The organism is Klebsiella spallanzanii (assembly GCF_902158555.1).
Classification (GTDB): domain Bacteria; phylum Pseudomonadota; class Gammaproteobacteria; order Enterobacterales; family Enterobacteriaceae; genus Klebsiella; species Klebsiella spallanzanii.
On sequence record NZ_CABGGS010000047.1, the window covers coordinates 261365 to 286370 of the forward strand.

The following is a 25006-nucleotide window of genomic DNA, read 5'->3' on the forward strand; positions in this document are numbered from 1 at the left end:
CGCCATGTGATGGGGATTATCAGGCGAATGTCACGCCGTCGATCATGGCAATCATGCCGTACTCTTCAATGACATAGTCATCATTGCTGGACTGGTAAGTCGCCACGCGGTTGTAGTGCGGCTCTTCCCGGATAGAGCGACGCAGGGAGCCTTTCTGGTAGTACACAGAGAGATTTTTCAAGTTGGTGATGAGCACGACATCTTCAGGAATACCCGGGACAAAGACCGTCGGCAGACCGCCGATCTTTTCCTGGCTGACAATGAGCTGCGCGGCCAGCAGTTCGGTATTCGGATTGGTCTGGCTGAGCGCGTTCACTTTTGGCAGGTTCACTTTCAGCAGCAGATCGGACGAGAGCACAGTCACCAGGCCGGGAGCGCGGCGGAACCAGGGATCCATAAGGCTGTGACGCGCATCAAGCACGGCGGCATCAATATTGCCGTAGGTGCCTGACGCAATTACCGCGTTATTCTCATCACGGGAGGTCAGCGTGATACCCGGCATAATGCGCTGCGGCGCTTCATTGCGGATTTTTTGCAGCCAGCCGACGCCGCAATCCTGCAATAACGGGTAGGTCGTGCGGTCGGAGTTTTCAGAGTAATGCGTGCCATTAAAGCCAATCATCTGGCGATCCAGCCCCAGCTGACGAGCCATCGCATTACTGATTAATGACTGAAATTCAGGGTGACCGGCCCACGCGTCCAGCTCCGCATACGAAAGCGCATAGTCATAGTTGGTTTTGCGGCAATGGTAGTTCTGCGGTTCTTTGTTATGGTTCGGTGCAGGGTTACGGCGGTTGGTGCCGTCCGAGCTGTTATTGGTGCTCGCCATCGGCCCTTTACTGCCGATTTTTACTTTCTGCCCTTCCTGCTCTTTAACCCCAAAGTGGTTAACCTGCCTCATGAAGTCATCCGACTCCATGGCGGCCTGTTCCAGTTTTTGCTGGATTGTCGGATCAACGCTAAAGCGGTTCGCAACGGCAGAAGGTGAAACGCCGTTCAGCTGCGCCTGTCGCACAATGTAATTATCAAATAGTTCGCGGGTCTGGTTTTCCATGGTTACCTCTTAAAAGTCTGCAAGCTGCGCGCTGCTGTTGCCAGTTGCCGCCGGTCGTGCGCTGTAATTTTCTGCGGGCTGGAGCTGAAGCTGACCGCGCAGCTCGTTAAGTTCGCTGGTCAGTTGCTGAATGGTGGCTTTATCCTGTTGGCGGTCCTGTTCCAGGGCACTGAACCGGTCAATCTGGTCTGCCTGAGATTGAGCAACAGCTTCAACAACCTGATGTAGCTGACTGAAACGCTGATCGTCGGTTTTCTGGCCTTTACCAAGGATGCCCATCACGCGGTTGAACCAGTTGACACCCTCCTCGCTGCGCTGGGCGGCCAGTTCGATCACTTCAGCTTCAAGCGCATCGGAGAACAACGGCGCCTCGATCTGCTGGTTATTGAACGCCATCACCTTCGCGCGCTGCTGGGCGGCGAATTTAAGGCGCTCAGTCCCCAGACTTGCTGGGGTGTCCGTCATCGCCAGGCCGACCACATACGCCTTACCGTTAAGGGCAAACTGCGGATGCAGCTCAATACTGGAATAGATTTTTTTTCCTTCATCGGTGAGCTGCTTCATTCGTGCCGAAGCGTCGATCTCGGCATAGAGCGCCGTACGACCGGCCAGCGGCCCTTCGGTGATATCCTCCGCGCTTAAAGCAACAACATCCCCCATGGCGCCAAAATTGCTGTCAGGAAGCATGGAGAGATAGTGCTCCACGTTCACGCGGGCGCCGTAAACGGCCGGGTTGTAGCTCGCCGCCGCATCGCGGAGGTGCTGCGGCTGGATCTCGCGCCCGTCAACGGTGGCGCCGGAAACCGCAACGCGAAACTTTTTGCGGGCGGGTTTAGTCGTGCTGGCCATGTCGTTTTATCCTGTTGATTTATGTCAGTCGCTGCATCATCGCAGAGCCTGAAAGCCCGGCGCCACGCGGTTTTGTTGTCGGAGAACGGCCAGACCTGAAAGCCCGAGCCGCGGGGATCGCGCGCAGGTAATCTCCCTGCTCAAAAGGGGGAAGTGATGATTCAGGATGCGTTTATTCGATTAAGGGCAAAACAGCTCTACTGGCAGGGTTACCCGCCCGCCGAAATTTCGCGACTCATGGGCATCAACTCAAACACGGTTTATTCGTGGAAAAAGCGCGACGCATGGGATGACACAACGCCCATCAAACGGGTGGCGCAATCCATTGACACCCGTCTCTGCCAGCTGAGCGCGAAAGACAATAAAACCAGTGGCGATTTCAAAGAGATTGACCTGTTAACCCGGCAGTTGAAAAAGCTAGATACCGGGCAGGCTTCCACTATCACCGGCGTAAAAAAAACCAGTCGTCGCAAGAAGAAAAATCACTTCTCCGAGGAGCAGATCGAGGCGTTGCGCTTAAAAATTCTCGACTCTCTCGCATGGCACCAGCGCGGCTGGTATGAACAACGAGATCAGCGTAACCGGATGATCCTCAAATCGCGGCAGATCGGGGCAACCTGGTACTTTGCCCGCGAGGCATTACTGGGCGCACTGAGAACGGACGTTAAGCACGACTATCAGCGCAACCAAATTTTTCTGTCGGCGTCCCGCAAGCAGGCGCTCCAGTTCCGCAACTTCATCCGTAAAGCGGCTGAAGAGGTGGACGTCGAACTTAAAGGCGGTGAGCAAATCACGTTGTCAAACGGCGCGGAGCTGCATTTTCTCGGGACGTCGGCGGCGACGGCGCAGTCGTACACCGGCCACCTGCGATTTGATGAGTTTTTCTGGACAGGAAACTTTATCAACCTGCGCAAAGTTGCCGGCGCCATGGCAACGCTCAAAGGCTTAACACGCACGTACTTCTCCACGCCATCCAGCGAAAGCCATGAAGCCTATCAGTTCTGGACCGGCGATCGATGGAATGCGAAACGGCCTAAAGCGCAGCGCGTTGACTTTGACGTTTCATGGAAGAAAACCCATAGCGGCGTGCTTTACCCGGATAAAACGTGGCGGCAGATCGTCACTATTCAGGACGCTATCAATAACGGCTGGGACTACACCGACATTGATGAAATCCGGGACGAAAACAGCCCTGATGAATTTGAAAACCTGTACATGTGCGAGTTCGTCAAAGGCGGCGAAAGCGCGTTCAATCTTAGCCAGTTACTGGGGTGCGGCGCTGACGGGTATGACGACTGGCCCGACTGGAAACCGTTCGCCAGTCGCCCTATGGGGCAACGCGAGGTGTGGCTGGGCTACGACGCCAACGGCGGCAGTGGCAATGGTGATGCCGGTGCTCTGTCCGTGACGGTCCCTCCCCTTGTGGCCGGCGGCCGGTTTCGCACGGTTGAATTGAAGCAACTGCGAGGGCTTGAGTTTGAACAGCAGGCGGCGGTCATCAAAGAGGCTGCCGAGCGCTACAACGTCACTCACATCGCCATTGACGGTCAAGGCGTCGGGGAGGCGGTCTGGCAGATTGTTAAAAACTGGTTCCCGGCGGCTATTTGCTACCAGATGAGCCTCTCTTCCAAGCGCGCCCTTGTCCTCAAAATGTTGCAGGTCATACGCGCCGGCCGCTGGGAATATGACCGCAGCGAGCAGGGTCTGGTCAGAGCCTTCAACGCTGTTCGCAAAGTTGTTACGCCCGGCGGTTTCATCACTTACGAAACGGACCGATCGCGCGGCGTAAGCCATGGTGATATGGCGTGGGCAACCATGCTTTCGATTATTAATGAACCGTTGGGCCAGGAAAGTGGCGGCGGTGGTTTCGCAATGGGATGGTAACTTTGAAAAAGAAATACGGTAAAAAGCCGATAGCCACCACCGCCGGCCCTGACATTGTGGAGTCACTGAAGGCCGATCCCGCGTTGACAGCGTTCAGCTTTGACGGCCCTTATCCCGTGCGGGATATGGCCGATTTGCTGGACAATCTCTATTGCATGGACAACGGGCGATACTATGAGACGCCAGTAGACTTTTACGGACTGGCTAAAGCTCCGCGTCAGAGCGCCTGGCATGAGTCGGCGTTGTATTTCAAACGTAATGTGCTCACCGGCTGTTTTATCCCGCACAAACTGCTCAATCGCCAGACCTTTTCCGCGTTTGCGCTGGACTGGTTCACGTTTGGCAATGCCTATCTCGAATTGCCGCGTAATCGCCTGGGCGGCCCGCTTCCCTTCAAACACTCTCTTGCGAAGTACACCCGGCGTGGGAGCACAGATCTCGATCAATACTGGTTCATCCGGCGCTGGAAAGAGGAACATGCGTATTCTGCCGCCTTCCCTACCCAGACCCGTTTGCGGGGGCTTGCCCCCCGTCACCTGCGCGCAACGATCATGTCGTTTTTCGTGCATGAACAAAAGTCGTTAAAGCCTTCAATTATGAGTGACACTGTAAGATGAGGTACAAGACAAGATTGTGCGGATTTGCGCAGGTTTATGCATATGCAATTCTCTCTATTCAATCTTTCCACTGTTTCAGCATTCTGCATGATTAAATAACTTACTGAACTCCCCCCATCTTTTCTTCAATGCCTCTAGCGATATTTTATGTGTTACGTTTATGGAGCCCCCCTCAAACTGTTGATAACCATGTTCCAAAGGGCCTTGCGAGAAGTGAATACATTTAGTGTCAGGATTTACAGCGCATAAGTTTAAATCAAATAATGTATGAATATCACTACGCAATAATAACCCATTACTAATATGATTATGACTATCATTTCGATAAGCTTCAATATGAGCTGCTTCAAGTATATCAACCAAGCTGCACTCAGTAACAGCACAGACAGGATTTAAATCTAAAAGTTGGTTTCGAAACCTCTGCTGTCCTCGGCGCTGTTTAATTTGTCTCTCAACTATTTTTCTCTGATCTTCAGCAGACAAAATTGGTGTGTCTTCATCAGCAGCTCTACTCTCAATACTTATTACCATATTAGACTGATAATTAAGTATTCCCATTGCCCAAGCAAGATTAACCTCTTGAATTGACATTTGCCCATTATAGCGTGGGGTTTGATGCATAAGCTCATCCATAGAAACATTTTCTATTTCCTTATAGCTTTCACCATAATTTGCCACAAACTCTATAGCAGGTTCATATATAACCCGAGGCTCAATAAATTCATGGCCATTGTCACATCGCCACTCGGGTTTTATTGTCTTCCGATGAAGTATTTTCTTTGCATTACAATCTAAATGAATACACTTGTTACGTTTTTTATTTATATTCTTCTCAGAAACTGCTTTAACAATGGAAATACCCAATACTTTATCTCTGCTTGTGATTATTACGATATCTCCAGCTTTGACATTTTTATGATTAGCTACAAAACTGTCATAGCGATAAAATGTGGAGGAGTCATCATGGTAACCATCATTTCCCCAATACCTTAATTCATCCTGTCGTATAGTTTTAAATGACCATGCCTGCTGTACCATCTATATGTCTCTTGTTAATTGATTTATTGACATTATATAATTGAAAATCAATCGTTTCGCAAGTAAAAATGCAGATTATAAATCATGCTAACTTTTAAATTCTTGGTTACTATAATTCATCATGTTGATCACTTCGTTAATTAATATTAAAACCGTAGAAACTTTCGGAAGCTGGCACTCGGATAGCCACCTAATATCACACTTTGACTATCAGATCAGTACGTGACTGCATCATGTTTCGGGATACTCCCGCCCGCACCTAAAGATATCTGTCGCAGATCTTCCTTGTCACATGTTTAGTGAACAAACAACAACCACTGTTTAAATAAACAGATAAAAATGATTTAATCTGGGTCAAATGAGTGATAGAGTGTCACCAACAAGACCCAATGGAGGCGCTATGTCAGAATTTGAATTAATCGCGCAAGGTCTTCTTCAACAATCAGAAGAAGATGAGAAAAAGCGGCAAGAGAAAGATAAGGAACTGATTACTAAGGTTCTGGAAATTTACGATCAAAAAACCGTTGCAGAATTGTTAAGAAAAGTCGGCAAAAGTGAATGGAGTAGAGAAACACTGAACCGCTGGGTAAACGGTAAATGCAGTCCCAAATCACTAACATCTGTAGAAGAGCTTTTACTCAAAAAGATGCTTCCAGAACCCCCTAAACATCACCCTAACTATGCTTTTCGTTTTATCGATTTGTTTGCTGGCATCGGTGGTATACGTAAGGGCTTTGAAGCTATAGGCGGGCAATGTGTCTTTACCAGTGAATGGAACAAAGAAGCAGTTAAAACCTACAAAGCTAACTGGTATAACGATGAACATGAGCATCGATTTAACCTTGATATTCGCGAGATAACCCTCAGTGATAAGAGCGATGTTTCTGAAGTTGAAGCCTATCAGCATATCGACAACAACATTCCAGACCACGATGTGCTTCTAGCAGGTTTCCCCTGTCAGCCTTTCAGCCTTGCTGGTGTTAGTAAGAAAAACTCCCTTGGGCGCGCCCACGGTTTTGAATGTGAGGCTCAAGGAACACTTTTCTTCGATGTTGCGAGGATTATCAAGTCCAAAAGGCCAGCCATTTTTGTTCTCGAGAATGTCAAAAACCTGAAAAGTCATGATAAAGGTAAGACTTTTAAGGTTATCATGGAAACTCTTGATGAGCTGGGATACGAAGTTGCTGATTCGATGGCATCGGGTTCAGACGATCCGAAGATTATCGACGGTAAGCATTTTCTGCCGCAGCACCGAGAGCGTATTGTTTTGGTCGGATTTAGAAGAGATCTTAACATCCACGAAGGATTTTCATTACGGGACATTAATCGCTTTTATCCCCAGAAAAGGCCTACATTTGGTGAGTTATTAGAGCCTGTCGTAGACAGCAAGTACATTCTGACACCAAGGTTATGGGAGTACCTTTATAACTATGCCAAAAAGCATGCAGCTAAAGGAAATGGCTTTGGTTTTGGTCTAGTTGACCCCAAAAATCCTGATAGTGTTGCTCGCACGCTTTCAGCGCGTTACCACAAGGATGGGTCAGAGATATTAATTGATCGCGGTTGGGATAAAGCTGTTGGGGAGACTGATTTTGCTAATCAGGATAATTTAGAGCGACGTCCAAGACGATTAACTCCACGAGAATGCGCTCGTTTAATGGGATTCGAAAAACCCGGTGAAAAACCTTTCAGAATTCCAGTATCAGATACACAGTCCTACAGACAGTTTGGAAACTCTGTTGTTGTTCCGGTCTTCGAAGCCGTTGCTCGTCTTACAGAGCCATACATTCTCAAAGCTGTAGTAGCACGTAAAAATAAGATAGCCAGTTAACAGATAATCTCCGGTATTTTCGCCGGAGATTATATGGTTAGCCTTGGTAAATCCCGATTAACTCAGCAATGAAGCCTCCTAAAGTTATTAACTCACCTCTAATTGATTCGGGATATTTAGAATGTAAAGGCGAGGGCACAACCAACCTAATACCCTCCTCTTGCATCTCTTTAAACTGAGTAAGAGATACACCTTCTTGAAGAGTGAATAGATGAATACAGGTAATTCTATTCGCCTCGTTTAGAACCTGACGCCATCTATCTTTACATGTTGTTTTAACTGCGAGCATTCGCAGTTTCTCATCGGGAAACTTATCGTTATGATAAGCTTCTGAAGAGGGGAATATAAAATCAGGTTTCTTTTTCCCTTCGGTTATACATTGTGTTTCAAAACTTTTAAGACCATGCTCAAGAAAAAGCTGCTCCAGATGAAGTTCAAGCGACTTTCCGGCACGGGATTTTCTTCTGTTACTAACTGAATTTGCCATCGCAATAAACTCATCAACGGACCCGAAACCCTTACGGATAATATCGAGAACGTGTATTTCCTCAACTTTTAGGAAAAGATCGAATTCAACACTCCGTCGCTCTAAAAGTTGTTCATCTGGGTTAGAAGTTCCAATTTTATAATAGTCTGCTGCGTACTGAATAATCTCACTACCAGTAGGAAATTGACTTACCCAACTTTCAGGGATTTTATATTCTCTGCGCCTTGTATGGCTAACTGATAACAATATTCCAAGCATTTCATTTGCAGGACCAAAAACAAATGTACCTGGTATAACCTCGCCAAGGACTGATTCAAGAACATCTTCTTCGTCAGGATTCGAGCAAACCCAAACATCAACACTTCTACTGTCATTTCCTGGCTCATGCTCAAATGCGAGGATAGTCAAGGCGCCTGTATTCTCTGGATCTTGAAGAGGACTTCCACGACCCCATCGGGTTATACGTTTTTCATTCCTAGTTTGACCAAAATATTTATTGTTATAATATATCGCACGAGCCTCACTATCTGCGCATGCATGTGAAGAATATGTTGCGTGTAGCAGTACTGAAGGATTTTTTTCCAAGATATGATCTATAGACGGAAAAAGCTCGGCAACAATAACAGAAGGAATATATAAACCAACCTGATGCCCTCCCGTAGCTCCGGTATCGTTTGCCGAAAGACGTTTTATATAAAGGTAAAAATTCCTGCCAGCCTTATCAAGTAGCCATTCCTGCAAACCAGACATAACGCCCCCTCAATCTGAAGTTAATATCTGGACGTGATTTTTCCACACATTTGTTGCTACGGCTACTAGCAAAGAGTGCAAGTTCATAATCTAGGCTTTGGATTTCAATGTCTTAAGCATGTTTTTGTAAAAAGCGACAGGATTTCTAGTTATGCTCTCGGCATAGCTCCTATTTTTTACCATCAAAAATGACCTTAATTTTCTTAAGGTTATGTCATAGTTACCAACATTTGTACTGCTTAGCGCACCATCACTAGTGTGATAAATCATGCGATCGTTTATTCGTAATTGCTTTCCTTGAAGTAAATGCTCAGCCTGAGACTCGCAGAGCTCAAGCCCTATTGAAAGAGCAAACTCGCGCAAGGAAACACAATCACTTGAAGTATCTCTCATTTTTGTATTATTCATTGGCGAATTCTTCGCCCTACAAACTTCTCGTAGACGTCGAAGAATGGCTTTTCTTTCTTTGGTTGGTAGAGAGCTCACATCTAACGGCCCCGACTCTTCATCCTGTTCTAGTTGCCCCCATCCCATGGTGTCAATTGCTCCCCTTCCGTCCCCTTTTTTTAAATTTAAGGGACAGTTATTGCCACGAGTCCAAGGGGCGACGGGGTCGCCCTGGGCGGCGCTTTCAGCGCCTGGGTTAGCGGGAGCCTTCTTCACCATCTTCCAGGTATGGACATGCGTGCATATTTTGTTTTCCTTACCGGTGATGGGCGACCAAATGCCATAAATACGAATCCCGTGATCGCCATAGGTTCCTGGTTCGACTGTCGGCTCGTAGGCGGTATGAATGAGGTAATTTTTGCGGGGAACAAGTACACCGCCCTGCTTCATGATGTAAGTGGCAAAACAGCCAACATCAGCAGCAGCGAGCACAGCGTCCAGTTTTGGATCCATAAGTACCGGAGCACCCGGTTTGCTGGTTTTCATTGCACGAGTTGCCTGCGATGCGAACAATCGTAACTCGCGGTACGCCTGGCGGCCTGGAATCCCAAAAAAACGAAATTGTTGAACACGGTGCAACGATGCCCACGCAGTGACGTGCTCGGCACTATCACGTAGTGATTTACCCGTCTCCTTGCTGACGGTGTCACCCAGCCCACGCCCATCGATGTTTTTACTGACGTACTTTGCAATATAACTGGCCGGAGTCCCTTTTCGCGGGTCTATCAGCTTTGACTTGAAACGAGCGCCAGTGTTATTGCCAAGTTCGGCGCGATCTTCTCGGATAGCGAAACGACGCAGCAGCTCCGTGATTGCACGTCGATGTTTTTTGCGCATAAAACACAATAAATGCCAGTGCACAGTGCCATCGTGATGTGGTTCGGCTACGCGGACGCCGTACCAGCGCAGCTCTTTTTTGTGCATTGCCTTACGGAATGCCGCAAACGTATCAACCAGATAGTCGCTGCTTTTCCTAACTGTCGAGTGATCCCATGTAGGGTTAGGCTTCCCGTTCATCAGTGTGGCGTGGTACTTAGAAGGACAGGTGATGGTATAGAACATGGCACAGTCGCCACGCATTTCAGCTATCAATTCCAGGCCTTTGACACAGGCCATCATCTCATTACGACGGTGCGCTGGATTGCTGGCACTTGCAAGCACCACATCCTCCATGCTGAGCGTGTCGCCATCTTCGTTAATCAGATCATGGTTGCGGAAAAAATCCATCGCCTTACGGCGTTGTTCCCGCTTCTGCAACAGAATGTCATGGCTGACATAAGGTGATGCGTGCCGATGAACAAGGCACGCAGCCCGAAGTAACTCTTCCCGCCATTCGTTGCGGAGTTGCCACAGCTTACGTTGCCACCAGTCAGCACAACGCATACGGGCAAGCGCGCCCGGTATCAGCTCGTAATTAATCGGGTTGCGGCGATTATGTTTGCTGCGGAGCGCTTCATAACCCGGCGGGATAACATCAAGGCGTGACACTTCGGCCGCCACACGACGATAGAGCTCCAGTATTACGATGGGAGAATCTAATTCATCGGTCAGCATCTCACCGCAAAGCTGGATAAAAATCATATCAATGTGCGCTGCGACCAGCGTTGAAAGCCGCTTAACCTCCCGCTGATTCAGTTCAGCAAGTCGAAGGAGTTGATCAAGGCTATCCCTGCCAGCCATAGCCTGGAATGACAGCGACGCCTGGTTAGCACGGACCTTGTCAATTCTCACTAATGAGGGAGTGATGACCTCATTCAGATAGGTAGGCAAATGGCGCGGATCTTCTGATTTTTCCAAATACTTAATCCTGGTTTCCAGCGGCTTGCGCAGGAAACCAGGCAAGCTGGCGACGTCATCACGAATCAGGGTAAGAGGATCAACACGATGGAGTTCTGCATGTCGCTTAGCCTTCTCAATCAGCGCATCATTCAATTCGTCATAGTGCCAGGGATCGCAATGTGCAACAGAAAAGAGGTACTCTTCTGCTGCACGACTCATTGCTTCAGCCTGCTCGCGTTGATCGCTTTTATCCTGCTCATAAAGCGCAATCCAGACGGCCAGCGCAGAGGGTTTCCGTGCAGGCACATCAACAGCATAAGGGTTTACTGGCTGCTTTCTGGCATTCCAGCTCCATGCCAGGGATGTGGAGTCAGGCATAACTCACCTTCGAATCTTATTTTGCAAAGCCAACGCTTTAACAAGCCGGCGCGCCAAACATTTCGGCATATGTCGCATCACCCATCACCGCCCCACAGTCCGGGCAACCTCCACCACCAGAACGACCGCAACCACCACACACGCGAAGAACGCCAATCACTTCACTGGCCATATCGCGGGTTTTGGCGCTAACGGAACGTCGAACTCTGAAGGCGTGGAGATTGAAAGCGGAGTAGATCTGGCGTGTTTCTGGTGTGTCGCTATTCGAGATGGCCGATCGCGTTCCATGCTGGCGATTAACGTCCAGCAACGCCGTAACCAAAGCGCGGTGATCATCCAGGGTAAATGGCTTGCCGTAAGCGGTAAAATTGGCTGTTTTGCTAGTCGGGATGTACGGTGGATCGCAGTAAATCACGGAGTCCAGGCGATTCCTGGCGACGTACGGAATGGAAGTACGAAAATCATTACAAAGAAAGAGCGCGTGAGTATCCCGCGCCTTTTCGGCAAATAGGCGCATTTCTGCTTCTGGAAAATAAGGCGCCTTATAGCTGCCAAATGGAACATTGAAACCGCCATCCCTGTTGGTGCGATAAAGCCCGTTAAAGCAGTGGCGGTTCAGGTATAAAAATGATGCAGCCCACCGTACAACGTAATCATCTGCACACTCGTCATCCCACGACAGGTGGTTGAACAACTTGCGCTCTTCGTAATAGCTATCTTCGTTATTGCCATTTCTGAATACGTTCTTGGCGATCAGTATCAATCTTTCAGGGTCTTCCCTGAGCGCGAGGAAGAAATTGATCAATGCGCGATTGCTGTCACAAAGCACATAGCGGCGGTATTCCGTATTCATAAAGACTGTGCCACTGCCTACAAAGGGCTCAATCAAGCAATCGGCTTTAGGTAAGTGCTTCAGCAGCTCCGGCAACACGCGGGTTTTACCGCCAGCCCACTTAAGAGGTGACTTAATCATTTGCGGCATTCCTGGTTATAGGTTTCATGGGTCATCAGTCGCCACTGCTTACCACCGTTTTTGCTGAGCAAACGCCAACGGAGGCCAATGCGGATCACGAGATAGGCGTGTGGCTTGACGCGGGTGTAATTACGCTGTCCACGAGCAAAGCAATTCAGGGCGGCAAGCGCCCTCTTACAAACCGGCAACGGCGCGTTACAAACAACAGACAGATGCGAATGCATGGCGGCCCTCACAGCGCTCCAATGTGTGGAGAGGTCAAGCGCTGCCAGATTTCGCAGACTTGCTCCGCGTGATATCGCGCGTCAGTGAGCGTGTAACGTGCCAGTGCGCTTCTCGCATGAGGCGCATAGTCTGTGGCAGCAGCAAGGTCGAGAAGTGAACGAATGCAGCGGTATTTTGTGCCATCAGGTAAAATGCCTGACACCTCTAAGCGATCCACGGCATAACGAAGTGAAACCAGTTTTTCCGGGGCATCTTTGAACCATACGACTAACGCCGCGTTCCGGGGACAGGTGTTGTCGGCGATGAAAGCAGCAAGGCTGCAAAGTGCATCTTCTTCAGCTTCGGTTGCGCTCATTACTTCGGCGCGCCAGTGAGAGTCTTTTTTCATCCAATCGAATGCCGTACTAATGCTGATACGGCCCTTCAAGCTTTCAGATTTACGAATGTCTATCGAAGAATAAAAAACCTTTCCGATCTGCCCTGTTGAGGGTTCAAAAAACACAGCTTCAATGGCACACAGAGGTGATGACGGTTTCTTACTAACGTTAATCAAATCGATCATTACGTGATTCATGGTCTACTGCCCTCGCTGGTGATTGTTTCGTGGTTGGCTATCCACTGCTCAAGTGCTGAATAAATCTCTTCGGGGGTAAGGTCTTGCTCTTTCAGCAGGCCCATACGGATGCGCAGCAATCCTAGTAAGTGGGCGCGCTCGCCTTTGCGCGCATTGGTGCTGATACCCATAAACTCTGGATCGCTTATTCCGCCTTCCGGCTTTATTGACGTAACCGACATGCAACCTCCTAAAAAAGGCAAAACGAATCCCCGGCAAAATGAATGCCGTTGTTTTTAATGCTGGTTAATTAGTGGTTAGGGCGCGGCTTTCTTTTAATCTGCTTAAATATCCTTTCATGCCAGTAATACATGAAATCAATAAAGGTCATTCGCGCGCGATCGTGATTACCGCGAATTGCTCTCTCCAGACCGTAAATAATTATATCAATTGATGGGCTGTTAGAGCTGACTGTAATACGCGCACCATTTCTCAGGTGGACAGTGAAACCCTGCTCAGCATTTTCTATCGCCTCGCGTATCAGCATTTCCTGTTCCCAAGATGTTTTTTCTTCGGTGAACATGGCGTACTCCGATGATCAGTTAAAGCGAGGGGGCTCCAGCCGCCAGGAGGCTCTAGCTCCCAGTTTCAGGTGTTCCAGGATCTCCGGTGTAACCTCTACGGTTACCGCTTGCGGCTGAACAAACGTCATAGCCCTCTTCAGTTGCTCAGCGCCAAGAGATAGCAGGTCATATGGTTTAGGGATCTCACCATCGGTGACGGAAATAATGATGTTGCGGAGTTCTTCAAGGGTGCATTCATCATTCTCGCCTTGAAGCATTGCGAAATGATAAAGGTGGGATACGCCATGACGTAAAAGCTGGAGAGAGTAATCATGATTCCATTCCAGAAACTCTTTATTGAAATGGAAGCATTGTAAAAGCGAGTTAATTTTGTCTGCATATTCGAGTTTCATTTTTCGCCCCCAGAGATTAAAAAGCAATAAACCGCTTTTTACTCATGATTCTGTCAATCGTTCGGCATGCTTCTGATAAAGCAAAGTCAATGCCGTAATAATGGCCTGTGTGCGTAATTTGATAGCGCTGGCGGTTGTACGGTTTTTTGCGTGGGAGTTTCAGAATAGTAAAACCACAGTAGAGGCTGGTTTTGCTATTGAGCTGTAATACTGATCCGCGGCTACCGTTCTTCATGTTTCCTCTCCTGAAACCGGCTATCGACCTGGCTCACCGAGACCAAGCCACATCAACCACCCTTCCCTGATCTCCTTTGGACGACTTTCGTAGGCCAGTTTCATGCCGTTGTTCCAGGCTGGAAGGTAAACCCAGTACTCGCCCGCACGGCCAGAAGTAGACTGGGGATCGGTCATCTCGATTACAGGTAGCTTACCTTTTTCGATCATGCCCTTCACCGCAGCAGGGGTTTTCCCGATGAGTCTGGCGAACTCCTGATAAGGCACAGCATCCGTGCTACTTACAAGCTGTTTGCTCATCTGTTACATTCTCCTTTAAGGTAATTAATTGCTCTTAATGGGTTTTAATTGCCCGTTAAGACACTTACTCAAATGAAAACTTATTATCCATACGCGTAATATTTTCCCAAAGAGGTTTTTATGTCAATCCCTATTTCAGAGAAGTTGAAGCTTATCAGGGAGTCAGAACGGCTTAATCGTAGGCAATTCAGCGAGTTAACAGGAGTAATTTACAGCACACTTTCTGGCTATGAGGCTGGTACAAAAAGTGCGAGCCTTGAACCAATCATGAAAATCTTCCAACACCCTAGATTTGTGAAATACACACTGTGGTTTATGACCGATCAGGTTTCGCCTGAAGCCGGTCAAATCGCACCGGCACTCGCACACTTTGGGCAAGACTTAACAACCTCGCAGCACTCAGACCAAAAGACTGGTTAACAATTAACCAGGCTTACATACATTTCAAATGTCTATTATTGGTCGAAAAGTATTCATCACATAATTGCAACTCGTTAAGGCCTAAAGGCAAACGCACCCATCGGAGGGTTTTCTTATGACTATTAAGAAACTCGATGATGGTCGATATGAAGTGGACATCAGGCCTGCTGGTCGCAATGGAAAGCGTATCCGCAGGAAGTTTGATAAGAAAAGTGAAGCGGTAGCTTTCGAGAAGCACACGCAGTTCAACCACCACACCAAAGAATGGTTATCAAAGCCGACGGATAAGCGGCATCTGTCTGAACTGATACAGCTTTGGTGGAATTTGAAAGGCAAGCATGAGGAGCACGGTCGGATAAACCGCAACAAGTTAGATATTTTTTGCAGGATTACCGACGATCCTTGTGCTTTTCAGATTACAAAAGCACTGATTAGTCAGTATTACGCGGCAAGAAGAAGCCTGGGCATTAAAGCTTCCACCATTAACCGCGATCTCAACAGCATCAGTGGTATGTTCACAGCGCTTATCGAGGCCGAGTTGTTTTCGGGTGAACATCCGATCAGAGGGCGGAAGAAGTTGAAAGAAGAAGTCCCCGAAACTGGCTATCTGACAGAGGACGAAATCAAGCACTTGCTCTTTAAACTGGATGGTGACAACAAGAAGATAGCTGTTCTCTGTTTAAGCACTGGTGCTCGCTGGGGAGAAGCGGCTCGACTCAAGGCGGAACATATCATACAGAACCGTGTGACGTTCGTTAAAACCAAGAGTAACAAGCAGCGGACTGTTCCAGTTTCAGCGGAAGTGGCAAAACTCATAGCGGATGGTAAGCGAGGGTTGTTATTTGGTAAGGCGTCATATTCTGACTTCAGGCAGATACTCAGGGAGGTAAAACCTGATCTTCCGACCGGCCAGGCGACGCATGCACTACGCCACAGTTTCGCGACGCATTTTATGATTAATGGGGGGAGCATAATTACATTACAGAGGATCTTAGGACATGCGCGAATTGAGCAAACTATGGCCTACGCTCACTTTGCACCGGAATATCTTCAGGACGCGATCTCGCTTAACCCGCTGAGAGGTAGCGCTGATGTGTGAAACGTCCACATAATGTCCACAGATGGGTAATTAGTTATGGCTTTCAATGGTCTTGCGTGCCGCGCAACCCCGCATTGTACCGTTGAAAGCCCCTTGTTCCGGGTGTTTCCAACGCACCCGACGGGGCTTTTTTTCCCGCCGCGAATGCAGGTATTCTCCCGACAGATGTGTTAAATTTTGTGTATCTCTGTTTATTCTGCGCTGATTGTCGTTTTTCGCATAGTTTGCTGGTAGTCACGATTAGCGTTCGGGAGCCGTATTATTCATGTCCGATTTTATTCTCGCCCGCGTTTCTCAAACGCTCGCCAATGAGCACTCTCTGGAAACATTGGTGCGGCAGCTGCTTGAGATGCTGGAGCTGGTCACCAGAATGGAATCCACCTACCTGACGCGTATCGACTTCGAAGCGCAGCGACAGCTGATTATGTATGCGCACAACAGCAGCGAAATGCAGATCCCGGAAGGTTTCTCCGTCCCGTGGAACGATTCCCTGTGCAAGCGTGCGCTGGACGATCATTGCCTTTTCAGCAACGATGTCGCCGAGCGCTGGCGTTCCTGTATCGCCGCTCAAGATTTGGGTATTGCCACCTTTTTCAGCATTCCTGTGCATCTGACCGACGGCTCATTATTCGGTACGCTATGCGCGACCAGCCGGGAAAGACAGCCCTATAACCTTGAGGGCGAGCAGGTCATGAATCTGTTTGCCAAACTCATCTCCCACTACGTTGAGAAAGAGACGCTGGTGCAGCAGCTTCGCGCCGCCAACGTCGCGCTTGAGATGCACTCTTACACCGATGAGCTGACCGGCTTGCCAAATCGCCGCTCGTTGTTTAAGCATCTTGCCGCGCAGTTTCCGCTGGCCCGTAAACGACAGCGCAGCGTGTTGCTCATTTTTATCGATCTCGATGATTTCAAAGCGATAAACGATCGGTTCGGCCATCCGTGCGGCGACAGTTTTCTGATTCAGGTTGGCGAAAGACTGAATGCCAGCGTACGCAGCGGCGATGTCATTGGTCGTCTCGGCGGCGATGAGTTTTTAATTGTCGGTCCAGGCCTTGAACTGGCAGAGCAGCAGGAATATATCGCAGCTTTACGCCAAGAGCTAATGGGGACCTATTTCCTCGCCGGACACCGAATTAACTATCCCGGCGCCAGCTTTGGCGTGATTGAGGCTGACCCGCAGCAGATGGGCGTCGAACAGGCGCTACGGGCTGCCGACGATGCGATGTATCAGGACAAGAAGTCCCGCCGTCAGGAGACATTCTTTCATATTGACTAATGTACGGTGAAATACCGTATGATATTAAGCACGACTCGCACCTACAGGGGCTCAATAATGAGACTGGGTATTTTATTTCCGGTGGCTATTTTTATCGTCGCCGTTGTTTTTCTGGGTTGGTTTTTTGTCGGCGGCTATGCGTCACCGGGCGGGGCATAATGAAAAAAAGTACCATTATTATGCTTATCGTCGCCGTTGTGGTGGTGGCTGGTACGCAATTCGGCTGGTGGTAAGGCGGGTGGCAGAACGCGGAATAAGGCGAACTTCGGTTCGCCTTATTGCATTAGGCTAATCCCGACGATCGGAACCTAAAAAGAGAAAACCCAGCGGGATAGAAAACAACAGCGTAAACACAATGCTATAAACCGTGACCATCGCCCCTTGCAGGAAGAACATTGAGGTCGTCCATTCAGAGTACGGCATATTGTATTCGCTTACCACGCCGCCAAAGGTCGCCCGTCCAACCACGAAAAGCGCGATGGCAAATATGGTTGCTATCGACAAGAAGAACTTCTTGCTGTTTTTATTGCTGGTGAGTTTCTGCAGAATCATCCGGGTTCCCTTTTTTCTGAGCGATAATCGGCTGTATATGTAACACCAATGCAATCAAAATTGAAGGGATTTTGTTACGAAACAGTGACGGTCACTATCGGGCCGGTCGCGCGTACCGGCCCAACGATTACGACTGAAGCGTCGCCAGACGAGCAGCAAAACCGACAAAAACCAGACCAATCAGGCTGTTGCCAATTTTCGCCAGTTTCTTTTTCGTTTTCACGTAGCGCGTCACGAAAGAGCCTGAGAGGATCAGGAAGCTCATATAGATAAAGCTAATCGCTTCCAGGGTCAGCGCCAGAATAAAGAACGCCAGTCCGGGCGTTTTCGCATTGACGTCGATAAACTGCACAAAGAATGAGACATAAAAAAGAATCGCTTTGGGATTGGTCAGGCTGAGCGTCAGCGAACGTTTCAGAATCGCGCTTCCCGGTTCTGAATCAGAAGACGAATGACCATCGCGCTGGGTTAACACCGCATAGAGCATCTTACCGCCCATCCACAGCAGGTAAATTGCCCCCAGATAGCGAACGATATTGAACAACACCGGCGTGGTCTTGATGAGCGTCGCGACACCAGCAAAAGCCAGAAACATCAGCACCGCATCACCGATAAACACGCCAGCCGCCGCCAGATACCCTTTCTTAACGCCGTGAGCGACGCCAGTTTTGAGGACAAAAAAGGTATTTGGACCAGGCACCAGGATGATAAAGATAGCCCCAACCAGATAGGTCAGGTAATTCAAAACACCGAACTCAGCGAACACAACGCACTCCTTCGCTTACAACAAAAAATATGATCCCGCGCACGTTAACGCAACCGGGACCATTTTGAAAGTACTGAGAGTGCGGATGTCTTAATACAGCGAGGTTTCACCCAGCGGGCGAGTCTTGAAGCGGCGATGAACCCATAGATATTGTTCCGGAGCACGCAGGATCTCTTTCTCAATAACCTTATTGATATAGCTGGCCGCATCCTGTTTATCTTCGCCCGGATAATCGCTCATCACGTCACTGATGTGCAGGCTGTAGCCCTTGCGGTCTGCTTTACGCACCATGCTGATAGTGAGCATCTTCGCACCAGACAAACGAGAAAGCACATAGGTACCGTTGGTCGTTGCCGCTTGCTGTACTGAGAAAAACGGGGCAAATACGCTGCCTTTCGGGCCGTAGTCCTGATCAGGAGCAAACCATACCGCTTCTCCGGATTTCAGCGCATGGACCAGACCGGATAAATTACGGCGATCAATCATCGCCTTGTTCGAACGCAAACGTCCTCGGGTCTGCACCCATTCCATTAACGGGCTATTGTGCGGACGGTAGGTTGCCATCATCGGGCGACACAGGCCCATAGTGCGACCACCCAGTTCAAGGGACATAAAGTGGACGCCAACTACCATCACGCCTTTTCCTGCGCTCAGGGCATTGTTGAGATTGACCATGCCTTCGACATCAAACCATTTTTTAACCCGCTCATCGCTCCAGAACCATGCCATACCCGTTTCAATCAGGCCCATCCCTAGTGACATAAAGTTCTGCTCGATAAGCTTTTCACGCGCCGCTGGCGACATATCCGGGAAGCAAAGTTCGAGGTTGCGTCTGGCGATATGCTCCCGGCGCTTCAGAAAGCGTCGTGAGGCGCGACCGGCGCTGGTGCCGATAAGGTGCAAAACAGGATAAGGGAGCTGAACGATGAGCCAGAGTATGCCCAGGCCAAACCAGGTCCCCCAATTGCGGGGATGGAGAAGACGTTTATTAAAAGCGCAAGACATGTTTTTTCCTGTAAACATTAGAACATGAGGTAACGCTTAAGGAAAAAACGAGTCCCTTCATCTGTCATTAGGCGGTACGTGTAGCAATTCGGACAATAATAATCCTGGTAAATTCCCTCCGGCAAGTAAAAAACTACGCCAGAAGGAAAAAACACATTATCAGCACACCTGTAACAAAATGTAAAATAAAAATGAATAAATAATTACAGACATCCACAACAAGAATGATTAACACGCTAATCATTCATGATGCAGCAGTGTGTTTTCAAGCCAATCTGCCGCTGCGGTACCCTGCACACCGCGGCCAGCAACGTGTCGGGATGGGTATGCGACCACCGGAAACCGGGGAAGCCTCTCCTTACGGGTATCTTATAAGCAACGCTCAGGACACGATATTCTTCTATTGGTTACAGGCTGCGCTGATATGAAAGGACAGACTATAAATTATTGCCAAAATAAGAATCACCTTATTTTAATTCCCTGACAATAATTAATATTTATCGACAGTTATTCATATCGCTATCGTTATTTCGGACTTTTTACCTCCATTCCCTTAATAGAGCAGCAGGCAATAAAGTTCAGGCGTTTTTTCTGGCTTTGAAAGAAACGCATCATAGATAAAAATCTCGGACGATTCTCGCTCTTCAGTAAACCATTGCAGGCAATTTTTACCGCCTGTTTAAATCCTTCATCTTTAATCAATCCACGCGGCGACATCAACGACATCGGTCCATGATGAAAACGAACGGAATCAAAACCTGTCCGTTGAAAAAGCGCCTGCCAGGCGGCACCGCTCAGCGGGCTTACGTTGGATTTCACCACCCCCTGCAGTTGAAGTCGCGCCCCCTCTTCCAACGCATCCTGTGTATACATAATATCGTGCGTCAGCAAACAACCGCCGGGCTTAAGAACGCGGAAATATTCTGCCACCAGCTTCTCTTTCGCTTTATCGGCGTACATGGTGAGCATCGCTTCATTTATCACCACATCAAATGTTCCATCGGGAAATGGCAACCGATTGGCATTAGCCTCCATCACTATCACCCGATTATCCACCCCTTCGCGGACAATATTTTGCCGCGCTTTCGCCAGCGCGTCTTTATCCATATCGATGGCGTAGACGCTGCAGCGAAAACGTTGCGCCAGCTCGATTGAGGTCGTACCCATATTACAGGCCACTTCCAGAACTTTGCTCTGTGCAGTAAAACCTGCCTGCTGAAACAACCACTCCGTGGCCTCTATGCCGCCTGGGCGTAAGCGCGTTTTCCCCAAGCTTGCCAAAAACGTATGTCCGGCTTTTTCGCTTGCGTTCATCATAATCCCCTTACCATCACCTTAAGATGCATTATAAATACAACATTAAAATCATAGAGGGAATAACGATAATGAATTTCATTTGCATTAAGCTCCAGGTGCAGAAAATGTAGTGCCCAGGTCAAAAAAATCTATTCAATATTTAACAATTACTTACTGTGACTATTGTTCTGTGCCGCGCTGTAACGATCGGCTTTTAATTGAAAATGAGAACCATTCTCATATTAATATGCAAAATATTGATGAATTGCTTTGAACCTGCCCATGTCCCAACCTTCCGCCACCGCTTCTTCGCTGACGCTTGCCTCGCTCTATAGCGACCATCACGGCTGGCTGAAAAACTGGCTTACCCATAAACTGCAATCTTCCTTTGACGCCGATGACGTCGCGCAGGATACCTTCGTGCGAATTATGGGCGGCGAGCCGCTGGCAACGATTCGCGATCCAAAGTCTTTCCTTTGCACTATTGCCAAACGAGTGATGATCGACCTGTTCCGCCGCAATGCGCTGGAGCGCGCATGGCTGGACATGCTCTCGCAGCTACCGGAAGAGCTGGTCCCCTCGCCCGAGCTGCGGCAAAGCCAGCTTGAACTGTTACAGCAAATTGACGCCATGCTGGATGGGCTCAATGTAAAAACCCGGGAGGCATTTTTATTCTCGCAGCTCGAAGGCCTGACCTACGCCGAAATCGCCAGCCGTCTGTCGGTATCCGTCAGCTCTGTCAAAAAATATATGGCGAGAGCTACCGAGCACTGCCTGCTTTTTCGCCTGGAGAACGGCCTGTGAACCCGGCGTTGAGCGACTCCCGTCGTCAGGCGTTGCGTTCGGCTTCGCACTGGTACGCCGTTCTGAGCGAAGGTCACGTCAGCCCAACGCAGGAAGCCCGCTGGCAACAGTGGTATGAGCAGAACAATGATCACCAGTGGGCCTGGCAACAGGTGGAAAACCTGCGTCAGCAGATGGGGCAATTGCCCGGCGGACTGGCCAGCCGGGCGCTGCACGATAGCCGTCTGGCTCGCCGCCAGGTGCTGAAAGGGCTGCTGCTTTTGCTGGTTGCCGGTGGCGGCTGGCAGCTATGGGATTCCGAACTGGCTGATGGGCTACGCGCCGACTACCGCACGGCAAAGGGCCTGCCGCGCCAGCAGCGGCTTGCCGATGGCACGCTGCTCACACTTAACACCGAAAGCGCTGCTGATGTCCGTTTTGACGCTCATCAGCGCCTCGTCCATCTGCGCTATGGCGAAATCGCCATTCAGACCGCGCACGACAGCCAGCAGCGACCGTTCCGGGTACAAACGCGTGAAGGCATGATGACGGCACTGGGCACCGAATTTACCGTACGCCAGTTTGCTGGCGGAACGCAGCTCGCGGTACAGCAACATGCCGTAGAGGCGGTTTTAGCATCAGGCAGCAAGCAAAGAGTCAACGCCGGAGAAAGCCTGTGGTTCACCCGCGATAGCTTCGCCGCCCTGGTCGCACTTAACGGCGGTGAAGATAGCTGGACGCAAGGAATATTAACCTTCCGTAATACCCCACTGAGCGAGGTGGTCGCCAGCGTAGCCCGCTATCGCTCCGGCGTACTGCGCTGCGATCCCGCCGTGGCTGATTTACGCCTCAGCGGAACCTTCCCGTTAGGGGATCCTGACGCCATCCTTAAGGTCATCGCACAAACCCTGCCGATAAAATTGCAGTTTGTCACCCGCTATTGGATCACCGTGATTCCGGCTTGAGAAAAAAAATCAAAAAAATTCTCATTCTCCATTGTCCCTTTTCCCCTGCTCGTTCGACTTATTAGGTGAATACAACCAAAAACGATCATGGAGAACTCATGACGCCTTTACGCGTTTTACGCAAACCGCTGCCTCTGGTGATGGCAATCCGTATCAGTCTGCTGCCGTTAGTGGGGTTGACTGCCGTGCCGGTATTTGCCGCCACGCAGTTTGATATTGCAGCCGGGGATTTAGACAACGTACTTAACCAATATGCCGCCCGCAGCGGCATCACGCTCTCCGCCGATGCCAGCCTGACGCGCGGTAAGCTCAGCCCCGGCCTGCACGGCAGTTTTGAAACCGAGCAGGGATTACACACGCTGCTGGACGGTAGCGGATTACAGTTAAAAGCGCTGGGTAATAACGTCTGGACGCTGGAACCCGCGCCCATCAGTAGCGAATCTACCTTAACCGTAGTGGGCGACTGGCTCGGCGATGCCCGGGAAAACGATGTCTTTGAGCACGCAGGTGCCCGTGATGTTATCCGCCGGGAAGATTTCGCCAAAACCGGCGCGACCACCATGCGCGAAGTTCTGAACCGAATTCCCGGCGTGAATGCACCGGAAAATACCGGTACCGGCAGTCACGATCTGGCGATGAACTTTGGTATTCGCGGCCTCAATCCGCGCCTTGCCAGCCGTTCCACGGTATTGATGGACGGCATCCCAGTGCCTTTTGCGCCTTACGGCCAGCCGCAGCTTTCGCTGGCACCGGTCTCGCTCGGCAATATGGATGCGGTGGATGTGGTACGCGGTGCCGGTGCGGTGCGCTATGGGCCGCAAAGCGTTGGCGGCGTGGTGAACTTCGTGACCCGCGCCATTCCTCAGGATTTCGGTATAGAGGGCGGCATTGAGGGGCAACTCAGCCCTACCTCTTCGCAAAACAATCCGAAAGAAACGCATAACTTAATGATCGGCGGCACGGCGGATAACGGTTTCGGCTCCGCCCTGCTCTACTCCGGCACCCGCGGCAGCGACTGGCGCGAACACAGCGCGACACGCATCGACGATGTGATGCTGAAAAGCAAATATGCGCCCAACGAAGTGCATACCTTTAACAGCCTGCTGCAATACTACGACGGCGAAGCCGATATGCCCGGCGGCCTCTCCCGCGCCGACTATAACGCCGACCGCTGGCAATCCACCCGCCCTTACGACCGCTTCTGGGGACGCCGCCAGCTCGCCAGTCTTGGCTACCAATATCAACCGGACGCGCAGCATAAATTTAATATTCAGGGGTTCTATACCCACACCCTGCGCAGCGGTTATCTGGAACAGGGCAAGCGTATTACCCTCTCTCCGCGCGAATACTGGGTCCGCGGCATCGAACCGCGCTATAGCCAGAGCTTTATGATTGGCCCCTCTGCCCATGAAGTCGGCGTTGGCTATCGCTATGTAAACGAATCGACCCACGAGATGCGTTATTACACCGCAACCACCAGCGGCGAACTGCCCAGCACCGCCAGCCCGTACGATCGCGATACCCGCTCCGGCACCGAAGCCCACGCCTGGTATATCGACGATCGTATTGATATCGGCAACTGGACGATTACGCCGGGTATGCGCTTTGAGCACATCGAGTCTTATCAGGACAACAATATAAAAGGTACCCACGAACAGGTCAGCTATAACGCCCCGCTCCCGGCGCTGAATGTTCTTTATCACCTCACCGACAGCTGGAATCTTTATGCCAACACAGAAGGCTCATTCGGCACCGTACAGTACAGCCAAATTGGCAAGGCTGTGCAAAGCGGCAATGTGGAACCGGAAAAAGCACGCACCTGGGAACTCGGCACCCGCTACGACGACGGCGCGTTAAGCGCCGAGATGGGGCTGTTCCTGATTAACTTCAATAATCAGTACGACTCCAACCAGACCAATGACACGGTTACCGCACGCGGTAAAACCCGTCATAGCGGTCTGGAAGCACAAACCCGTTACAACCTCGGCGAGTTTTCCCCGGCTCTGGATAACCTCTCTGTCTACGCCAGCTATGCGTACGTCAACGCCGAAATCCGTGAAAAAGGCGATACCTACGGTAACCAGGTTCCCTTCTCGCCGAAGCACAAAGGTACCTTTGGCGTCGATTACAAACCCGGCAGTTGGACGTTTAACCTCAATAGCGACTTCCAGTCCAGCCAGTTTGCGGATAACGCCAACACCGTGGAGGAGAGCGCCGACGGCAGCACCGGGCGTATCCCTGGCTATATGCTGTGGGGCGCGCGCGTGGCCTACGACTTTGGCCCACAGATGGCGAATCTCAATCTCGCACTGGGGGTGAAAAATATCTTCGATCATGAGTATTACACCCGCTCATACGACGATAACAACAAAGGGCTTTACGCCGGTCAGCCGCGCACGCTGTACCTGCAAGGGTCAATGAAGTTCTGATGATGGTTTGCTGCCGGATAGAGGCGTGAGCGCCCTG

27 protein-coding genes and 1 pseudogene are annotated in these 25006 nt (G+C 49.9%); 11 read left to right on the forward strand and 17 right to left on the reverse strand.

Annotated features, from left to right (window positions below; all coding sequences use genetic code 11):
• Positions 1-19: 19 nt before the first annotated feature.
• A complete protein-coding gene (locus FN082_RS29565) occupies positions 20-1054 on the reverse strand; it encodes a phage major capsid protein, P2 family (protein ID WP_142982871.1) in 1035 nt (344 codons plus the stop codon).
• A 9-nt stretch (positions 1055-1063) separates the two neighbouring features.
• The gene (locus FN082_RS29570) at positions 1064-1903 is read right to left on the reverse strand and encodes a GPO family capsid scaffolding protein (RefSeq protein WP_142982872.1); all 840 of its coding nucleotides are present in this window, start codon (positions 1901-1903) and stop codon (positions 1064-1066) included.
• A gap of 156 nt (positions 1904-2059) precedes the next feature.
• On the opposite strand from FN082_RS29570, the gene FN082_RS29575 reads away from it, so the two are divergent.
• Positions 2060-3787 carry a terminase large subunit domain-containing protein gene (locus FN082_RS29575; RefSeq protein ID WP_142982873.1) on the forward strand — a complete coding sequence of 576 codons (1728 nt, stop codon included), beginning with the start codon at positions 2060-2062 and terminating at the stop codon, positions 3785-3787.
• Positions 3781-4272 (forward strand): annotated as a pseudogene (locus tag FN082_RS29580) (phage portal protein); the annotation flags it as partial. The gene FN082_RS29575 and the pseudogene FN082_RS29580, both read left to right, overlap by 7 nt.
• Before the next feature lie 207 nt (positions 4273-4479).
• Here the strand turns inward: FN082_RS29580 and FN082_RS29585 are convergent.
• On the reverse strand, positions 4480-5442 hold the full coding sequence (locus FN082_RS29585; RefSeq protein ID WP_142982874.1) for an HNH endonuclease: 963 nt from the start codon (positions 5440-5442) through the stop codon (positions 4480-4482).
• A gap of 400 nt (positions 5443-5842) precedes the next feature.
• On the opposite strand from FN082_RS29585, the gene FN082_RS29590 reads away from it, so the two are divergent.
• Positions 5843-7273: a DNA cytosine methyltransferase gene (locus FN082_RS29590; RefSeq protein WP_123551255.1), complete on the forward strand. Its 1431-nt coding sequence runs from the start codon at positions 5843-5845 to the stop codon at positions 7271-7273.
• 37 nt (positions 7274-7310) lie between these two features.
• Here FN082_RS29590 and FN082_RS29595 read toward each other — a convergent pair whose 3' ends face one another.
• From FN082_RS29595 to FN082_RS29640, 10 genes are all read right to left on the reverse strand, one after another.
• Positions 7311-8510, reverse strand: coding sequence for a type II restriction endonuclease (locus FN082_RS29595; RefSeq protein ID WP_123551254.1), 1200 nt, complete (start codon positions 8508-8510; stop codon positions 7311-7313).
• Between the two features lie 90 nt (positions 8511-8600).
• Entirely contained in the window at positions 8601-11114 is a 2514-nt protein-coding gene (locus tag FN082_RS29600) for a replication endonuclease (protein ID WP_142982875.1), read from the reverse strand.
• Positions 11115-11151: 37 nt separating this feature from the next.
• Positions 11152-12087 (reverse strand): DNA adenine methylase, encoded by a 936-nt coding sequence (locus FN082_RS29605; protein WP_142982876.1) that lies wholly within the window; start codon positions 12085-12087, stop codon positions 11152-11154.
• Positions 12084-12311: a ParE family toxin-like protein gene (locus FN082_RS30575; RefSeq protein WP_004131528.1), complete on the reverse strand. Its 228-nt coding sequence runs from the start codon at positions 12309-12311 to the stop codon at positions 12084-12086. The genes FN082_RS29605 and FN082_RS30575 overlap by 4 nt, the downstream gene beginning before the upstream one ends.
• Positions 12312-12319: 8 nt before the next feature.
• Positions 12320-12874, reverse strand: a complete 555-nt coding sequence (locus FN082_RS29615) for a 3'-5' exonuclease (RefSeq protein ID WP_235892165.1) — start codon at positions 12872-12874, stop codon at positions 12320-12322.
• An 8-nt stretch (positions 12875-12882) separates the two neighbouring features.
• Positions 12883-13107, reverse strand: coding sequence for a hypothetical protein (locus FN082_RS29620; protein WP_142982878.1), 225 nt, complete (start codon positions 13105-13107; stop codon positions 12883-12885).
• A 68-nt stretch (positions 13108-13175) separates the two neighbouring features.
• Complete coding sequence (locus FN082_RS29625; protein WP_142982879.1) at positions 13176-13448, reverse strand: hypothetical protein; 273 nt, start codon at positions 13446-13448, stop codon at positions 13176-13178.
• A 15-nt stretch (positions 13449-13463) separates the two neighbouring features.
• Positions 13464-13841 (reverse strand): hypothetical protein, encoded by a 378-nt coding sequence (locus FN082_RS29630; RefSeq protein ID WP_004131517.1) that lies wholly within the window; start codon positions 13839-13841, stop codon positions 13464-13466.
• A 16-nt stretch (positions 13842-13857) separates the two neighbouring features.
• Entirely contained in the window at positions 13858-14076 is a 219-nt protein-coding gene (locus FN082_RS29635) for a hypothetical protein (RefSeq protein ID WP_024359506.1), read from the reverse strand.
• 20 nt (positions 14077-14096) lie between these two features.
• Complete coding sequence (locus FN082_RS29640; RefSeq protein ID WP_020806130.1) at positions 14097-14375, reverse strand: regulatory phage cox family protein; 279 nt, start codon at positions 14373-14375, stop codon at positions 14097-14099.
• Positions 14376-14495: 120 nt separating this feature from the next.
• Here FN082_RS29640 and FN082_RS29645 point away from each other — a divergent pair, with 120 nt between their 5' ends.
• From FN082_RS29645 to yoaJ, 5 genes are all read left to right on the forward strand, one after another.
• On the forward strand, positions 14496-14795 hold the full coding sequence (locus tag FN082_RS29645) for a helix-turn-helix domain-containing protein (RefSeq protein ID WP_004213095.1): 300 nt from the start codon (positions 14496-14498) through the stop codon (positions 14793-14795).
• Between the two features lie 115 nt (positions 14796-14910).
• Positions 14911-15894, forward strand: a complete 984-nt coding sequence (locus FN082_RS29650; RefSeq protein WP_048261627.1) for a phage integrase — start codon at positions 14911-14913, stop codon at positions 15892-15894.
• A 265-nt stretch (positions 15895-16159) separates the two neighbouring features.
• Positions 16160-17173: a sensor domain-containing diguanylate cyclase gene (locus tag FN082_RS29655; protein ID WP_142982880.1), complete on the forward strand. Its 1014-nt coding sequence runs from the start codon at positions 16160-16162 to the stop codon at positions 17171-17173.
• 57 nt (positions 17174-17230) lie between these two features.
• Entirely contained in the window at positions 17231-17332 is a 102-nt protein-coding gene (locus tag FN082_RS29660; RefSeq protein WP_142461450.1) for a YoaK family small membrane protein, read from the forward strand.
• The gene (gene yoaJ, locus FN082_RS30530) at positions 17332-17406 is read left to right on the forward strand and encodes a protein YoaJ (RefSeq protein WP_139538230.1); all 75 of its coding nucleotides are present in this window, start codon (positions 17332-17334) and stop codon (positions 17404-17406) included. Before FN082_RS29660 ends, yoaJ begins: the two co-directional genes overlap by 1 nt.
• A 55-nt stretch (positions 17407-17461) precedes the next feature.
• Here yoaJ and FN082_RS29670 read toward each other — a convergent pair whose 3' ends face one another.
• The 4 genes from FN082_RS29670 to FN082_RS29685 all read right to left on the reverse strand — a co-directional run bounded on the left by FN082_RS29670 (position 17462) and on the right by FN082_RS29685 (position 20810).
• The gene (locus FN082_RS29670) at positions 17462-17725 is read right to left on the reverse strand and encodes a DUF2534 family protein (RefSeq protein WP_139537885.1); all 264 of its coding nucleotides are present in this window, start codon (positions 17723-17725) and stop codon (positions 17462-17464) included.
• A gap of 127 nt (positions 17726-17852) precedes the next feature.
• A complete protein-coding gene (gene leuE / locus FN082_RS29675; protein ID WP_142461448.1) occupies positions 17853-18491 on the reverse strand; it encodes a leucine efflux protein LeuE in 639 nt (212 codons plus the stop codon).
• A gap of 90 nt (positions 18492-18581) precedes the next feature.
• Positions 18582-19496: a kdo(2)-lipid IV(A) palmitoleoyltransferase gene (gene lpxP, locus FN082_RS29680; protein WP_139537883.1), complete on the reverse strand. Its 915-nt coding sequence runs from the start codon at positions 19494-19496 to the stop codon at positions 18582-18584.
• Positions 19497-20021: 525 nt separating this feature from the next.
• Positions 20022-20810, reverse strand: a complete 789-nt coding sequence (locus FN082_RS29685) for a class I SAM-dependent methyltransferase (RefSeq protein ID WP_142982902.1) — start codon at positions 20808-20810, stop codon at positions 20022-20024.
• Between the two features lie 264 nt (positions 20811-21074).
• Between FN082_RS29685 and fecI the strand changes: the two genes are divergently transcribed.
• The 3 genes from fecI to fecA all read left to right on the forward strand — a co-directional run bounded on the left by fecI (position 21075) and on the right by fecA (position 24969).
• Positions 21075-21596, forward strand: a complete 522-nt coding sequence (gene fecI / locus FN082_RS29690; RefSeq protein ID WP_142982881.1) for a ferric citrate uptake sigma factor FecI — start codon at positions 21075-21077, stop codon at positions 21594-21596.
• A complete protein-coding gene (fecR, locus tag FN082_RS29695) occupies positions 21593-22540 on the forward strand; it encodes a ferric citrate uptake sigma factor regulator FecR (protein WP_142982882.1) in 948 nt (315 codons plus the stop codon). Before fecI ends, fecR begins: the two co-directional genes overlap by 4 nt.
• 98 nt (positions 22541-22638) lie before the next feature.
• The gene (gene fecA / locus FN082_RS29700; protein WP_142982883.1) at positions 22639-24969 is read left to right on the forward strand and encodes a TonB-dependent Fe(3+) dicitrate receptor FecA; all 2331 of its coding nucleotides are present in this window, start codon (positions 22639-22641) and stop codon (positions 24967-24969) included.
• Positions 24970-25006 lie beyond the last annotated feature (37 nt).